The organism is Ureibacillus sinduriensis BLB-1 = JCM 15800 (assembly GCF_000772955.1).
In the GTDB taxonomy this organism is placed as follows: Bacteria; Bacillota; Bacilli; order Bacillales_A; family Planococcaceae; genus Ureibacillus; species Ureibacillus sinduriensis.
Map to the genome: position 1 here is coordinate 26415 of NZ_JPVO01000031.1, position 15688 is coordinate 42102.

Annotated in this window: 13 protein-coding genes; 11 read left to right on the top strand and 2 right to left on the bottom strand. The window is 40.2% G+C overall.

The window, feature by feature from the left end:
• The first annotated feature begins 300 nt into the window (after positions 1-300).
• The 9 genes from leuS to CD33_RS01265 all read left to right on the top strand — a co-directional run bounded on the left by leuS (position 301) and on the right by CD33_RS01265 (position 10812).
• Positions 301-2715, top strand: a complete 2415-nt coding sequence (leuS, locus tag CD33_RS01230) for a leucine--tRNA ligase (RefSeq protein WP_036197382.1) — start codon at positions 301-303, stop codon at positions 2713-2715.
• A gap of 406 nt (positions 2716-3121) precedes the next feature.
• A complete protein-coding gene (locus tag CD33_RS01235) occupies positions 3122-4318 on the top strand; it encodes a class I SAM-dependent rRNA methyltransferase (RefSeq protein WP_036197384.1) in 1197 nt (398 codons plus the stop codon).
• Positions 4319-4331: 13 nt separating this feature from the next.
• Positions 4332-4514 carry a hypothetical protein gene (locus CD33_RS01240; RefSeq protein WP_036197386.1) on the top strand — a complete coding sequence of 61 codons (183 nt, stop codon included), beginning with the start codon at positions 4332-4334 and terminating at the stop codon, positions 4512-4514.
• A gap of 305 nt (positions 4515-4819) precedes the next feature.
• Positions 4820-5590, top strand: coding sequence for a uroporphyrinogen-III C-methyltransferase (cobA, locus tag CD33_RS01245; RefSeq protein ID WP_036197388.1), 771 nt, complete (start codon positions 4820-4822; stop codon positions 5588-5590).
• Between the two features lie 16 nt (positions 5591-5606).
• Positions 5607-6365: a sirohydrochlorin chelatase gene (locus tag CD33_RS01250; RefSeq protein WP_036197389.1), complete on the top strand. Its 759-nt coding sequence runs from the start codon at positions 5607-5609 to the stop codon at positions 6363-6365.
• Complete coding sequence (locus CD33_RS19710) at positions 6358-6504, top strand: YezD family protein (RefSeq protein WP_084591218.1); 147 nt, start codon at positions 6358-6360, stop codon at positions 6502-6504. The genes CD33_RS01250 and CD33_RS19710 overlap by 8 nt, the downstream gene beginning before the upstream one ends.
• A gap of 24 nt (positions 6505-6528) precedes the next feature.
• Positions 6529-8355 carry an assimilatory sulfite reductase (NADPH) flavoprotein subunit gene (locus CD33_RS01255; protein WP_036197391.1) on the top strand — a complete coding sequence of 609 codons (1827 nt, stop codon included), beginning with the start codon at positions 6529-6531 and terminating at the stop codon, positions 8353-8355.
• Positions 8356-8368: 13 nt separating this feature from the next.
• A complete protein-coding gene (gene cysI, locus CD33_RS01260; protein ID WP_036197393.1) occupies positions 8369-10087 on the top strand; it encodes an assimilatory sulfite reductase (NADPH) hemoprotein subunit in 1719 nt (572 codons plus the stop codon).
• A 125-nt stretch (positions 10088-10212) separates the two neighbouring features.
• A complete protein-coding gene (locus tag CD33_RS01265) occupies positions 10213-10812 on the top strand; it encodes an NAD(P)-binding protein (protein WP_036197394.1) in 600 nt (199 codons plus the stop codon).
• 109 nt (positions 10813-10921) lie between these two features.
• On the opposite strand, the gene CD33_RS01270 is transcribed toward CD33_RS01265, so the two are convergent.
• Positions 10922-12178 (bottom strand): BaiN/RdsA family NAD(P)/FAD-dependent oxidoreductase, encoded by a 1257-nt coding sequence (locus CD33_RS01270; protein ID WP_036197397.1) that lies wholly within the window; start codon positions 12176-12178, stop codon positions 10922-10924.
• Between the two features lie 281 nt (positions 12179-12459).
• On the opposite strand from CD33_RS01270, the gene CD33_RS01275 reads away from it, so the two are divergent.
• Positions 12460-14070: a putative polysaccharide biosynthesis protein gene (locus CD33_RS01275; RefSeq protein ID WP_036197401.1), complete on the top strand. Its 1611-nt coding sequence runs from the start codon at positions 12460-12462 to the stop codon at positions 14068-14070.
• 16 nt (positions 14071-14086) lie between these two features.
• On the top strand, positions 14087-14794 hold the full coding sequence (locus CD33_RS01280) for a pseudouridine synthase (protein ID WP_036197403.1): 708 nt from the start codon (positions 14087-14089) through the stop codon (positions 14792-14794).
• A 258-nt stretch (positions 14795-15052) separates the two neighbouring features.
• Here CD33_RS01280 and CD33_RS01285 read toward each other — a convergent pair whose 3' ends face one another.
• The gene (locus tag CD33_RS01285; RefSeq protein ID WP_036197405.1) at positions 15053-15274 is read right to left on the bottom strand and encodes a DeoR family transcriptional regulator; all 222 of its coding nucleotides are present in this window, start codon (positions 15272-15274) and stop codon (positions 15053-15055) included.
• Between the last annotated feature and the right edge of the window lie 414 nt (positions 15275-15688).

The window sequence follows — 15688 nt, forward strand, 5'->3', positions numbered from 1 at the left end:
AAATATTTCGTCAACTTCAGCGAACTGTCCGCTTGTAAAGTAAATGTACTCTATGCATCAATGATTAGTATTACCATAATTAGGATAATCTACTTTTGTTACAGTTTTTGTTAACTTCACTCAATATAGATCCAAGCCTCAACTGAATGAAGTCAACCCCCCGGCGGATGCCACAGATTTTAAAGGTATTTATCAAGCTAGCTTGATGAAATCTGGGCAAAAATAGGCCAAGGCGGTTTTTGCAAAACTTCTTTCGTGTCGATACAGCGTGCCTTTAGAATACTTAGGAGGAGATAGCATATGAGTTTTAATCATCAACAAATCGAGAAAAAATGGCAACAATACTGGCTTGAAAATAAATCATTCAAAACATTGGATGATGCTTCCAAGCCGAAGTTTTATGCATTGGATATGTTCCCATATCCGTCGGGGGCAGGGTTACACGTTGGTCACCCGGAAGGTTACACAGCGACGGATATTTTATCGCGTTTTAAACGGATGCAAGGGTTTGATGTGCTGCATCCGATCGGTTGGGATGCATTTGGCTTGCCGGCTGAGCAGTATGCATTGGATACGGGGAATGACCCTGCTGAATTCACTGCGAAAAACATTGCGACATTCAAGCGTCAAATTCAGGAATTAGGGTTTTCTTATGATTGGGATCGTGAAATTAATACTACAGATCCCGGCTATTATAAATGGACACAGTGGATTTTTACAAAGCTTGTTGAAATGGACCTGGCTTATGTGGACGAAATCCCTGTAAACTGGTGTCCGGCATTGGGCACAGTACTTGCCAATGAAGAAGTAATCGATGGCAAATCGGAGCGCGGTGGGCATCCGGTTGAACGTCGACCGATGCGTCAATGGGTTCTGCGTATTACAAAATATGCGGACCGCCTGCTTGATGATTTGGAAGAGGTAGACTGGCCGGAGTCAATTAAAGACATGCAGCGCAACTGGATTGGCCGTTCGGAAGGGGCACAAGTGAAGTTTTCGGTCGCTGGCACAGAAGACCAATTCGAAGTTTTCACAACGCGTCCCGATACTTTATTCGGGGCAACATACTGTGTATTGGCACCGGAGCATAAATTAGTAAATGAAATAACAACTGCAGATCAACGTGGTGCAGTGGAAGCATACCTAGAAAAAGTGAAAATGAAATCTGATCTTGAACGTACAGATTTAGCAAAAGAAAAAACCGGCGTATTTACAGGTGCATTTGCCGTAAATCCGATTAATGGCAAAGAAATTCCTATCTGGATTGCAGACTATGTATTGGCATCATACGGCACAGGTGCTATTATGGCGGTTCCGGCACATGATGAGCGTGATTACGAGTTCGCAAAAGAGTTTGGTTTGGAAATCATTCCAGTCCTTGATGGCGGGGATATTGAAAAAGAAGCATACACAGGTGACGGCCCGCATATCAACTCTGATTTTTTAAATGGCTTAAATAAAGCGGATGGAATCTCTAATGCAATTAAATGGCTTGAAACAAATGGTGTAGGCGAGAAGAAAATTACGTATCGTTTACGTGATTGGTTATTCTCCCGTCAACGTTATTGGGGAGAACCAATTCCAGTGATCCATTGGGAAGACGGTACAATGACGACGATTCCGGTAAATGAACTGCCATTGGAACTACCGAAAACATCAAATATTCGTCCTTCCGGAACGGGTGAATCACCACTGGCCAACATTGATGAATGGGTGAATGTAGTAGACCCTGCAACAGGCAAAAAAGGTCGCCGTGAAACGAATACAATGCCGCAATGGGCAGGTTCAAGCTGGTACTTCTTAAGATATATCGACCCCAAAAATGATGAAGCGATTGCTGACGAAGAATTATTGAAACGCTGGTTGCCGGTAGATATTTATATTGGCGGAGCCGAGCATGCCGTGCTTCACCTTCTGTACGCTCGTTTTTGGCATAAAGTTCTTTATGATTTGGGAGTAGTGCCGACTAAAGAACCATTCCAAAGATTATTCAATCAAGGAATGATTCTTGGTGAAGGCAACGAAAAGATGTCCAAATCAAAAGGTAATGTAGTGAATCCTGATGATATCGTAAGTACTCATGGTGCAGATACGCTTCGATTATATGAAATGTTCATGGGTCCTTTGGACGCTTCTGTTGCATGGTCAACGAACGGTTTGGATGGGGCACGTCGTTTCTTGGATCGGATTTGGCGTCTATATACGACTGAGGAGGGTGCTTTATCCGAGAAAGTTCAAACAAGCTCAGATACGACACTTGAAAAATCGTACCACCAAACAGTGAAGAAGGTAACCGATGATTATGAGCACCTTCGTTTCAATACAGCGATTTCCCAAATGATGGTATTCATCAATGATTGCTATAAAGCTCAAGTTTTCCCGACTGAATATGCGGAAGGCTTTGTTAAACTATTGGCACCAATTGCACCGCATGTTGCCGAAGAGCTTTGGGAAATTCTTGGTCATACTGGAACACTTACGTATGAAGAATGGCCGACATTCGATGAGTCAAAACTAGTGGATGATGAAGTTGAAGTAGTCGTTCAAGTAAATGGCAAGTTGCGTGCAAAAGTGAAGGTAGCAAAAGATGTGTCAAGAGAACAACTTGAAGAAGTTGCGAAAGCTGATGAAAAAGTACTGGAATTCACAGAAGGTAAGCAAATCGTAAAAGTAATAGCAGTACCAGGGAAACTGGTGAATATCGTAGTGAAATAATGTTTTAGCAGGATGCAGCCACCTAGTTGGTTGCATTCTGTTTTATTTTCAGGACATACCTATGCAACTCTTATATAGATAGCATTTTGTAGTTTAAGGTCAATTAAAGAAGGCAAATTAATGTGTACGTCAGTAAAAAAATTCCCGTAAAATGAGATTCGATTAAATCAACGGGAGATCCATGACAGGCTTCGTCGTACAGGTATGTTTTGTTTAGTAAAATGCCCTTTTACACACACTAAACTAATCATGGCAGGTACTAAAATCTAATTCATGATCATTGATGCTATTGCTTCCCTAAACTAAATCGCTTTTTCAACAAAACAGTGTATAATAAACAAGCTTGATCGTTTTACTTATTACAAATTTTACTTAAACTTAATAAACATATAGTTAGGATGACTTGATGAATCACGTAGTTGAATTAATGTTAAAACCAAATTTTGTGGCAGAGATTTCAAATGGATACCCGCTTATATTAAAAGAGGCAGCTGAATCAATCGATGAAACATTAGAGGAAGGGACAATATTAAAAATTGTTCGACCAAATCGAAAATATATCGCTACCGGCTATTACGGAAAGCAAAACAAGGGAATAGGGTGGGTCTTGACAAATAACCCATTAGAAGAAATAGATGAAGTCTTTTTCGAAGTTAAGTTCAAGCATTCCATCAGCAAGCGGGATAAGTTCTATAAAAAGGATGATACAACGGCCTTTCGCGTATTTAATGGTGAAGGTGACGGAATCGGTGGGCTGACAATCGATTATTTTGACGGTTTCTATTTAGTCAGCTTCTATAGCAGGGGGATTTATTCTTTCCGTGATGCTATTTTCAATGCACTAAAAAAGACTGTGAACATTCGCGGGATATACGAAAAAAAACGTTTTGATACGAATGGCCAATATGTTGATCAGGACGATTATGTGGAAGGGGAAGTGGGTCAATTTCCTCTCATTATAAAAGAAAATGGCATGAACTTTGCGGTCAATCTAAATGATGGTGCAATGACCGGGATTTTCCTTGATCAAAGAAATGTTCGACTAGCGCTAAGAGAACATTATTCGAAGGGGAAAACAGTTTTAAATACATTTTCTTACACAGGTGCTTTCTCCGTTGCGGCCGCATTAGGCGGGGCTTATGAAACGACAAGTGTTGATCTTGCCAAAAGAAGTTTGCCTATGACGATTGAACAATTCAGTGTGAATGGAATCGATTATGAACAGCAACAAATCAAGGTGATGAATGTATTTGATTACTTCTCATATGCAGCAAGACACCAATTGAAATATGATGTGGTTGTACTCGACCCACCTAGCTTTGCCCGTACAAAAAAAATGACATTCAGTACTGCAAAAGACTATCCCAAACTTATCGCTCAAGCAATCGAGATTACAGCTCCAGACGGTTTAATCATCGCATCGACAAATAATGCAAGCTTTAATATGAAAAAGTTTAAAACGTTTATCGACAAGGCATTTAAAGAAAAAAGTAAGCGGTATAAAATCGTAGAACAGTATCAGCTTCCAGATGACTTTGCTACTTTGGAAGAATATCCGGAATTTAATTATTTAAAAGTATGCATGATCCAATTACTTAAATAAGGAATGAGTAACTATGAAATATACAAAATCCACAATGCTCAAATTAGTTAACGAAGAACGTGAGCTTCATGATGAATTGAAGCGGATTAAAAGTGAAATGGGGCTGGAAAAAAACCTGGCTTTAAAGGCGTTGTATCACTCAACAGTAGCCGATGGTGGACGCTATCAAGAACGTTACCAGGAACTAGATCGATAATTGCCATGCTTGAAGGTGAGCCTTCAAGCTTTTTTGGCTTTTTTTTGAAAGTGGAGATTGACATATAAAACCATTAAATTTATTATGTATATAAGTTTACTATGATTTGAATAGCTGACTAGAAAACTAGAGGCCCCAATAAACCTTTGATGCACATATACCTCCGGGTCATCATAGGCTTTATTGGGGTCTTTAAAAATTAAGTAAAATACTGAAAAATCATATTTTTCAAAAACATAGTTGACCGGTAAGAATTGTTGTGTTTATATTAAAGTAATATTTTTTTGCTGCGTAGGGGGTTCATAATGGGAAAAGTATATATAGTTGGAGCTGGGCCGGGAAGTGTAGACTTAATAACCGTTAAAGGTTTAAGGTGCATTCAGCAAGCAGATGTGATTTTATACGACCGGCTAGTGAATAAGGAACTGCTTGAATTTGCCAAACCCAATGCTGAGCTTATTTTTGTTGGCAAGCTGCCAAAATTGCATGGCGTGATCCAAGATCGAATTCATAGATTGCTAGTGGAGCATGCGATGCAAGGTAAGGTGGTCACCCGTTTAAAAGGAGGCGATCCATTTGTTTTCGGCCGTGGTGCTGAAGAAGCCGAAATATTAGTGGAGGCAGGGATCCCTTTTGAAATTGTTCCCGGTGTCACTTCCGGTGTCGCTGCTCCAGCATATGCTGGAATTCCTGTAACCCATCGTGATTACGGATCTAGCTTCGCCCTTGTAACCGGTCATATGCGGGAAGGAAAAGATGATACGATTAATTGGAAAGGTTTAGCTGAATCAATTGATACTCTTGCCATATATATGGGTGTAGGCAATCTACCCTATATTACAGGGCAACTTATAAAATTCAAGCGCAATCCCTCAACACCTGTAGCACTTATACATTGGGGGACAACTGACAATCAAAGAACGATTACCGGGACATTGGAAACAATTGTAGACATAGCAAAAAACGAGAACATTCAAAATCCAAGCATGATTCTTGTTGGTGAAGTAGTAAAAATGCGTGAAAAAATTGCATGGTTTGAAGAGACAAAAGGGAATTTTCAGGAAATTTCAGTTTGAGAAAGAAGGGAAATGAATGCAAGCAGTATTATATGTCGCACATGGTAGCCGAATAAAAGCCGGTGTAGAAGAAGCGAGAAGTTTTATTGAAACAGTGAAACCCCAGATTGATGTTGAGATACAAGAAATCTGCTTCCTTGAGCTTGCGGATCCTTCTATTGTGGAAGGCGTTTCTGCATGCGTTGCAAAAGGTGCGACGGAAATTGCAATCATTCCCATTCTATTATTGACGGCCAATCATGCAAAGCAAGATATCCCCCATGAAATTAATAAAGCACAGAAACTTTATCCAAAGGTTTCTTTTACGTTCAGCAAACCTTTCGGCATCCAAAAAAAATTGATTGATAGTTTACAGGAGCGAGTGCGACAAAAGAGCACGAAGCCCAATGAGGAGGTTGAAGTTTTGCTTATTGGACGCGGAAGCAGTGATGAAAGCGTTCAAATAGATTTCCAGCAAATTGCGGATAACCTAAAACGATCGTATAACTATGCAAAGGTTGATATTTGTTTCTTGTACGGGAAAGGCCCTTCATTTGAAAATGCATTAGAGCAATTACAAAACAATCGGAAAAATCCAGTATATGCAGTCCCATATATTTTGTTTACTGGCCTATTGGAAATGGGGATTCAAAAGAAAATGGCAAGTTTTAAATTCCCGGAAGATGAAGTAGTACTTTGTGAAAGCTTAGGGTGTGACGAAAACGTCCGTCAAGTGTTGATAGAACAAGTAAAAGAAACGTTATATTCGTATAGGGGGAGTGTTCAGAATGGATAAAAAACAAGCAAATTTTGAACAGGCAATAGAAAATCTAAAAAAAATGATGAGTACGATGAAGTATGGCTCAATAACGTTAATTGTCCAAGATAACACCATTGTGCAAATCGAAAAGAATGAGAAGATTCGATTAAAATAATTTAGGCGAAGAGGTGTGTCGGAAGTGAAGTTAGAAGTAACAAATAGCCCTTTTAACGAACAACAAGTCCAGCAACTAAATGAAATTTTTGCAACATTAACACAAAACCAAAAAATTTGGTTAACGGGTTACTTGAGCGCAACTGCTTTAGTAGGTACACAATCTACAAATGAATCAACTGTAGTGGAGCAACCATCGAATAGTGCCGGCGTATTGCCAACTGCAAAAAAAGCTCCATCCAAGCACATAACGGTTTTGTATGCTTCGCAGACAGGCAATGCCAGTAAACTGGCTAAAAAATATGGGGAACAGTTGCAAAAGTTTGGTTTTGAAGTGAATGTATCTTCGATGAGCGATTTTAAAACAAATGCCTTAAAAAAATTGGATCATCTGCTTGTGATTGCAAGTACCCACGGGGAAGGCGAGCCGCCGGATAACGCCATTGCATTCCATAGCTACCTTTATGGGAAGCGGGCTCCAAGATTAGATCATGTTAAATTTGCGGTTCTTTCTTTAGGCGATAGTTCCTACGAATTCTTTTGCAAAACAGGGCAAGATTTCGATGAGCAGTTAGAAAAACTTGGTGCCCAAAGATTGGTTGACCGTGTTGATTGCGACCTTGATTACGACGAGCCAGCAGCCAAATGGTTTGATACCGTAAAAGAAAAATTGCAGGAAGATCAAGTGAGCGGTCAAACATTGCAAGAAGCAGCTCCTACTGTTTTGGAATCGTCGGTCCAGTACACTCGCAAAAACCCATTCAATGCAGAAATATTGGAAAAAATTAATCTGAACGCTGAGGGCTCGAATAAAGAAACGATCCACTTGGAGTTATCTCTGGAGAATTCCGGTATCACATTCGAGCCAGGCGATAGTCTTGCCATCTATCCAAAAAATAATGAAAATCTAGTGAGTTCACTGATTGCCGCTTTAGGTTTCAATGCTGAAAAATCAGTAAATGTGGAGGGCGAAGAAGTAACACTGAAAGATGCTTTGACAAATTTACTTGAAGTTACAGTCCTCTCCAAACAAGTTATGCAAAAAATTGGTGAATACACATTAAACGATGATTTCCACGCATTGCTTGCAGACCGTACAGCATTTAAGAGCTATACACATGGCCGGGATCTATTGGATATTGTCGAAAAATTCGCTCCCTATAGTTGGGATGAACAAAACTTTGTCAATGTACTAAGAAAGCTGCCTGCACGTCAATATTCTATTTCGAGTAGTCTCGCGGCGTACCCAGACGAAGTGCATGTCACGATTGGGGCTGTCCGCTATGAATTGGAAGGGCGTGAAAGGCTAGGTGTTTGCTCCACACATGTTGCAGATAACTTAGAAATTGGTGATCACGTAAGGGTTTATGTACAACAAAACCCGAATTTCAAATTACCAACCGATGACAAACCGATCATCATGGTCGGACCTGGTACAGGAGTTGCTCCATTCCGTTCCTTTATTCAAGAGCGTGAAGAGCGTGGTGCGGAAGGAAAGAACTGGCTATTCTTTGGAGACCAACATTTTGTAACAGACTTTTTATACCAAACGGAATGGCAAAGCTGGCTCAAATCTGGTGTACTAACAAAACTGGATTTAGCTTTTTCCCGGGACAGAGCAGAAAAAGTTTACGTACAACACAAAATGCAAAAGCATGCGGCTGAAATATTCGAATGGCTGGAGCAAGGTGCTTATTTCTTCGTATGTGGAGATAAGGATCAGATGGCTGCAGACGTTCATAATACATTGCTACATATCATTGCAGATCAAGGAAACAAAACTGAAGAACAAGCAAAAGAATATCTGGAAAATCTGCGTAAACAAAAGCGCTATCAACGAGATGTATATTAAGGGGGAAGTACGAATGGTGCAAAAAGTTGTATTACCGCCTCAAGAAGGTAAACCAAGTGATGTCGAGGAAATAAAAGCAGATAGTAACTACTTGCGCGGTACTCTAATTGAATCGATGGAGGATGAAATCAGTTCCGGTATATCGGATTGGGATAACCGTCTAATGAAGTTTCACGGCAGCTATCTACAGGATGACCGTGATGTTCGTCTTGAGCGCGAACGCAAAAAATTAGAGCCAGCTTATCAATTCATGGTTCGTGTACGTATGCCTGGTGGCGTCGCAACACCGGAGCAATGGCTTAAAATGGACGAACTCGCAGAGAAATACGGCAATCAGTCTTTTAAAATCACTACACGTCAAACGATTCAATTCCATGGCATATTAAAGTGGAATATGAAAAAACATATGCAGGAACTGAACAGTGTTTTATTTGATACGATTGCAGCGTGCGGGGACGTAAACCGAAATGTTATGTGTAATGCCAATCCTTATCAATCCGAATTGCATCAGGAAATTTTTGAATGGTCGGCTAAAATTAGCGAGCATTTATTGCCTCGTACAAATGCATACTATGAAATTTGGCTGGATAAAGAGAAAGTAATTGATACACAAGAAGAGCAAGAGCCAATTTATGGTTCGCTTTATTTGCCACGTAAATTTAAAATCGGCATCGCGATTCCACCTGCTAACGATGTTGATGTATTCTCGCAAGATATCGGTTTAATTGCTGTGTTGGAAAATAATGAATTGGTTGGCTTTAACGTAGCAATAGGCGGGGGAATGGGTATGACGCATGGCGATACAGCAACTTATCCGCAGCTTAGCCGTTTAATCGGATACGTTTCAAAAGATAAAATTGTCGACGTTTGCGAGAAAATCATGACGGTACAACGTGACTATGGTGACCGTTCTGTACGTAAATATGCACGATTCAAATACACAGTCGATCGTTTGGGACTGGATCATGTAAAAAGTGAAATTGAGTCGAGATTAGGTTATACATTTGAAGAAGCGAAACCATTTAACTTTGAGCATACCGGGGACCGATACGGTTGGATAAAAGGGGATGACGGCAAATATCATTTCACGCTATTTATTCAAAATGGCCGCGTGCGTGATTTTGACAACTACCCATTGAAAACTGCACTACGTGAAATAGCAGAAATCCACAAAGGGGAATTCCGCTTCACTGGAAACCAAAATGTCGTGATTGCAAACGTGGGAGCCCGCGCAAAAAAAGCAATCGATGCAATTATTGAAAAATATCAATTGACTGATAGTGATAAATATTCGGCATTACGCCGAAATGCGATTGCATGTGTAGCACTCCCGACTTGTGGATTGGCAATGGCGGAAGCAGAACGATATTTGCCATCGTTAATTGAAAAAATTGAAGGCATCCTTGATGAAAATGGCTTGCATGACCAGGATATAACAATCCGCATGTCCGGTTGTCCAAATGGCTGCTCCCGTGCAGCGATGGGTGAGATAGGATTTATCGGCAAAGGACCGGGCAAATACAACTTTTATTTAGGGGCCAGTCATACCGGTACCCGATTAAATAAAATTTACAAAGAAAATATTGGGGAAGAAGAAATATTATCCACACTTCGCCCAATTATTGAACACTATGCAAAAGAACGTTCCGGCAACGAATATTTCGGTGATTTCGTAATCCGGACTGGCTATGTTGAAGCGGTTACGGATGGCCGGAATTTCCATAATCAATAACTAGATTCAAATAAAGGTTGTATTTCGATACAGCCTTTATTTGCTGTTTGGAAGGAAATCTTTTCATATAAATACTGATTGGTGAGACACCAACTAGGTGATATATGCATTGGGAGGGGAACAAGATGTATCCGATTATGCTGAAATTGGAAAACAAACGTGTGCTTATCGTTGGCGGCGGGGAAGTAGCGACTAATAAAGCGAAGATGCTCCTAGGGCAAAATGCTCAAATCATTGTTGTAAGTCCAACCGTAACCGAGACACTTCATACATATTCAATAGATGGAAAAATACAATGGTTGGAGAGGACATTTGAAGCAAACGATACAGAGGGTGCTTTTCTCGTTATTGCGGCAACGGATAATCCTGAGATAAATGCCGCTGTTCGGAAAAGTTGTTCCGGAAGTCAGCTTGTGAATGTCGTTGACTCTCCTGCTGATAGCAATTTTTATAATATGGCGTTTCTTGAACGTGGAAAACTGAAAATTGCCATTTCCACAGAAGGTGCCAGCCCTTTGTTGGCGAAGCAAATTAAGAACGATTTAAATGAGTTTTTTGACGAAAGTTATGAAGAGTACTTAAAATTTTTATTAACTGCCCGTGAAAAAATTAAATTGCTTGTGAAGGATGAAAATCGCAAATTTATTTTATTAAAGGAGTTATTACATGAGAAATATCGTAATAATGTATTGGAGAGGGAGCTATTTCTCTCATTGATCGATTAGGAAAAGGCTAACCCATCTGTAATTGGATTAGCCTATTTGTTTTGTTTGGCAGGTCAAGGATGCTTGGTGCTGGGATGATTGAACCCACTGAGCCCCTACAAAGAAAACATTACTCCAGAGCTCCCGCGTTCATGCCGGCAATTCGGCCGGTTACAAGGGCGCTTGTGATATTGTAGCCGCCGGTATAACCATGGATATCCAAAATTTCACCACAGAAAAATAGTCCGTTTTTCATTTTCGAAGCCATTGTTTTAGGTTCAATCTCTTTAACCGATATCCCGCCACCTGTAACAAAGGCCTTTTCCAGTGGCAATGTCCCGTGCACATCCATCGTAAACCCAACAAGTTCTTGGGCTAAATGACGTATCTTTTCCTGTGAAACTTCAGGCGCTGTAACCGAAGGCTCAATGCCGGCACGGTCCATTAAAAAAAGAAGCCATCTTTCGGATGTTACAGATTTCCATACGTTTTTTACTGCTTTTTTCGGGTCTTCTTTTAATAGCTTATTCAAATATTGCAGGCAAGTTTCTTCGTTGAATTCCGTCAACGTTTGTATTCGAATTTGCACCGGTGCACCGCCATTTTTCTTTCGTTCTTTCACGACAAATTGGCTGCATCTTAAAACGGCAGGTCCACTGACCCCAAAATGGGTAAAAAGCATGTCCATTTGATGAGTAATAACAGCCTTTCCTTTTTTATTCAATACCGAGACGGCTACATCACGTAATGCAAGTCCTTGCAGCTCCCTGGATTGAATGAAAGGCTCTTTCGATGTAACAGGCACTTCTGTTGGATAGAGCTCGGTTACTGTATGGCCGGCCCGCTCTGCCCATGGGTAGCCATCTCCGGTAGAACCGGTTTGAGGCACGGCTTTTCCGCCAACGGCCACAACGACAGCCTTTGCTAAAAGCTCGGTCCCATCGGATAGGCGCACTCCCAATATTTTCTCGTCGTCCATCAGTAATTTAGCTACAGCCGTTTGAAGTCGTATCTCGACATGAAGCCGTTTTAATTCTTTCACTAATGCTTCCACAACATCGGATGCGCGATCTGAAACGGGGAACATGCGGCCATGGTCCTCCTCTTTAAGTGCGACACCGAGACCTTCGAAGAATTCGATTATATTTTCATTGTTATAAACGGTAAAGGGACTATACAAAAAGCGGCCATTTCCTGGGATATGCTTGATGATCTCATCGACAGATAATCGATTCGTAACGTTGCATCTGCCTCCACCTGATATCGCCAATTTTTTTCCGAGTTTGGAGCCTTTTTCGATCAGTACAACCTTTTTCTTTTGTTCTGCAGCGGCAATTGCCGCCATTAAGCCAGATGGGCCTCCACCTATTACTATCACATCTATCATTTTTATTTCTCACTTTCTGGAAGTCTAAATTAATGGTAGTCAATCCTACTCTCCACATTATACATAATTATGAAGAAACTATTTGAGTTAATCGACTTTCACATGTAAACTAACATGTAGATTCGTTTTCGAAACAAAAACTGTTTGAAATCGTCGACTATTCCAGTCGGCTTTTATTTTTCTGTATTTAATAAAGGTTAGATTATTTAGTTCAATCATTCTAAGTAGCTCTTGCTTTTAATACATATATTCAACAACTTCATAAAGATTGGAATGTTTTTATGTCATCATTAATGAAAGGAACGGCGATATTAACAATAGGTTTGTTTTTATCAAAAGTTCTAGGGTTGGTTTATGTTTTCCCTTTCTATTCAATTGTGGGAAAAGATAACGTTGGTTTATACCAATATGCATATATTCCTTACAACATTATGCTATCCATCGCAATTTCGGGGTTGCCTCTTGGTGTTTCAAAGTTTGTCTCCAAGTATAATTCCGTAAATGACTATGAGGCAGGAAGGAAACTGTTTAAATCAGGAATCCTTGTCATGGCCATTACCGGTGTGATATCTTTTATAATCTTGAATTTATTGGCTACCCCCATAGCGAATGTAGTAATCAAAGATGAAGAACAAATCTACTCAGTTGATCAAATAGCATCGGCCATTCGTTGGGTCAGCTATGCCTTGTTGGCAGTTCCGATAATGAGTTTGATCAGGGGATTTTTCCAGGGGTACAGTCATTATATGCCAACATCCGTATCGCAACTGATAGAGCAAATTGTGCGTATTGTAGTTTTGCTTGGCGGCTCCTTTGTAGTGGTTATTCTGTTAAATGGTGAGCCGGAGACGGCCGTTAAATTTGCCGTATTTGCAGCATTTATAGGTGCCCTTGGAGGACTCGTCGTCTTATACTACTATTGGAAAAAATTAAGTCCTGAATTCAATATGCTGCGTAGAAGCAGCGTCTCTTCCGGTGAGCTTTCATATAGGTCTATCTATAAGGAAATCATCCAGTATTCCATTCCGTTTGTTTTTGTTGGAATGGCCAGCTCGCTTTTCCAGTTAGTCGATATGTTGACTTTCAATAGTGCGATGATTTCAATTGGGTTGGCAAGCGTGACGGATGATTATTTGACGATGTTGAATTTTACGACACAAAAAATCGTCATTATCCCGGTAATGCTTGCAACAGGTTTTTCCATGGCGCTTATACCAACGATAACAAAACAATATACTCTGGGAGCATTTGATACATTGCGGGGCGAATTGGATAAAACTTATCAAATACTGCTATTTATCACAATCCCGGCTAGTATTGGTATTGCTATATTGGCACCGAGCATCTATCACGTTTTGTATGAACAAAGTGAAATGGGGGCCAATGTATTAGCACACTATGCCCCCTTAGCCATACTCTTTGCTCTATTTTCGGTTACTGCAGCAATTCTGCAAGGAATCGATTATCAGAAATGGATTATCTTCAGTTTGTTAACCGGCATACTAGTCAAGCTGGTGCTAAATACGCCTCTTATTAAATTAATGGAAGTCGATGGGGCATTACTGGCCACCGCTCTCGGTTATGGTGTTACAATCGCAATTAATATAGGCGTTATTCATCGAGCATTGCACTATCGCTCGAACTTGGTTCTAAGACGAATTATTTTAATATGTATTTTAACGCTGCTCATGGCTATCCCGGTATTGATAGTCAATAAGCTGCTTAATTCCATTGCGGTGCCTTCAACGAAATCACTTGAAGCACTTTACCTGGCTATATTGGTGGGTGTCGGCGTTGCCGTATACGGTTATTTGTCATTCCGATTAAAACTTGCTCAGAAACTGTTGGGGGGGCGCGTGACAAGGTTAGCGAACAAACTAGGATTTAAATAGGAGGAATCCAGCTCAAATGAGGTTAGATAAGTTATTGGCAAATATGGGTTATGGGACCCGAAAAGAAGTAAAGCAATTGTTAAAACAAAAGGGCGTAACAGTCGATGGGGCGGTTGTTAGAGATTCTTCCTTGCATGTGGACCCGGATTTACAGGACATCAGTGTCTTTGGGGAAAAGGTAGAGTATATGGAATTTATCTATCTCATGATGAATAAACCACCCGGTGTAGTATCGGCAACAGAAGATAATGTCGATCGGACGGTGATAGACTTATTGGATCCATTGGCCCAGCATTTTAAGCCCTTTCCAGTCGGGCGTTTAGACAAGGATACAGAGGGCTTGTTATTGATTACGAATGATGGCCAATTAGCCCATAATCTATTATCGCCAAAAAAACATGTTCCAAAAACCTATTATGCAAAAATAGAAGGAGAAGTCACACAATTGGATATCGAAGCATTTAGCCGAGGTGTTGAATTGGATGATGGGTATATGACAAAGCCAGGGGAGCTGGTGATCTTAAGCTCTGGTTCACACTCCGAAATTGAGCTGACAATTCAGGAAGGTAAATTCCATCAAGTTAAAAGGATGTTCGAATCGGTTGGCAAGAAAGTTACTTATTTGAAACGGTTATCAATGGGGGGCTTGAAGCTGGATGAGCAGCTGAATTTGGGAGATTATCGAGAATTAACTGAAGAGGAACTGAACAGCTTAATAAAGTGAATATTGGATTTGATTAGTATAAAGCAAAAAGAATGACCCCGACGAAAGGTCATTCTTTTTTTGAGGATATGAAATGTTACTGTTAAGAGTGCTTATCGAAATTTGTTTCATCGATAAGCCTGATTTTCTAATATATAGTATGTTACTAATCGTAATGTCAGCAACAGTTCGCATAAGCTAGAGGTGAAAAGTACTTAAGAAGTGTTTTGCTAGCAAACCTTCCCCGCAACGCAAGTTTGGAGAATTTGTTGCATATATCTAGGATGATAATTTAACTTTTTTCTTCGTCGTTGTCCATTTGCCCCGACTTGGGCTCGTTACCAAATCATTAAAGGCTAACACATTCAAATCTCTTTGAATGGTGCGAGGAGTGATGTTGAACTCTTCGACTAAATCCTGTGTAGACACTGTTCCTCTATCAAGGATAAACATATACACGTCTTTAATACGATTAAGCATTCTGTCAGTAGTTGGTTTCATGAAAATGAACCACTCCTTCGATCTTAATTCTCATGGCAAAGACTAGCGGACGACAGCAGTGCAGAGGCACCAGGCTAATTAAATTTCTGCCTTAGACATCCCCTTCATATATTATTTGTCAAGTAGTTTACTATGACAAGGACATTATATCAGCAATCTATTAATTTTTCCATAATTCTCAGTCAATTAATACATTTTTTACAACATGTCTATATTTGGATAATACGAATAATAAGGCGTTTTTATGACAAATGTGCTTGTACTTTCTTGAAAGAAAAGTATAAAATTTATTGAATAAGTATGGAATCATTTTTGTTGTCCAGCCGCATTGGAATCGCCTGCAAGGACAAAAAGCGTCCTTTTGTCAATTCCTCCAATTGTTTTCGGAGCTGGGCAAGCACCTTTCGCTTTTCG

Excerpts from the sequence above, each read along its gene's own strand:
- CD33_RS01235 (WP_036197384.1), top strand. The coding sequence starts at position 3,122 with ATGAATCACGTAGTTGAATTAATGTTAAAACCAAATTTTGTGGCAGAG.
- CD33_RS19710 (WP_084591218.1), top strand. The coding sequence starts at position 6,358 with ATGGATAAAAAACAAGCAAATTTTGAACAGGCAATAGAAAATCTAAAA.
- CD33_RS01270 (WP_036197397.1), bottom strand. The coding sequence starts at position 12,178 with ATGATAGATGTGATAGTAATAGGTGGAGGCCCATCTGGCTTAATGGCG.
- CD33_RS01250 (WP_036197389.1), top strand. The coding sequence starts at position 5,607 with ATGCAAGCAGTATTATATGTCGCACATGGTAGCCGAATAAAAGCCGGT.
- CD33_RS01285 (WP_036197405.1), bottom strand. The coding sequence starts at position 15,274 with ATGAAACCAACTACTGACAGAATGCTTAATCGTATTAAAGACGTGTAT.
- cobA (WP_036197388.1), top strand. The coding sequence starts at position 4,820 with ATGGGAAAAGTATATATAGTTGGAGCTGGGCCGGGAAGTGTAGACTTA.
- cysI (WP_036197393.1), top strand. The coding sequence starts at position 8,369 with ATGGTGCAAAAAGTTGTATTACCGCCTCAAGAAGGTAAACCAAGTGAT.
- leuS (WP_036197382.1), top strand. The coding sequence starts at position 301 with ATGAGTTTTAATCATCAACAAATCGAGAAAAAATGGCAACAATACTGG.
- CD33_RS01265 (WP_036197394.1), top strand. The coding sequence starts at position 10,213 with ATGTATCCGATTATGCTGAAATTGGAAAACAAACGTGTGCTTATCGTT.
- CD33_RS01280 (WP_036197403.1), top strand. The coding sequence starts at position 14,087 with ATGAGGTTAGATAAGTTATTGGCAAATATGGGTTATGGGACCCGAAAA.
- CD33_RS01240 (WP_036197386.1), top strand. The coding sequence starts at position 4,332 with ATGAAATATACAAAATCCACAATGCTCAAATTAGTTAACGAAGAACGT.
- CD33_RS01275 (WP_036197401.1), top strand. The coding sequence starts at position 12,460 with ATGTCATCATTAATGAAAGGAACGGCGATATTAACAATAGGTTTGTTT.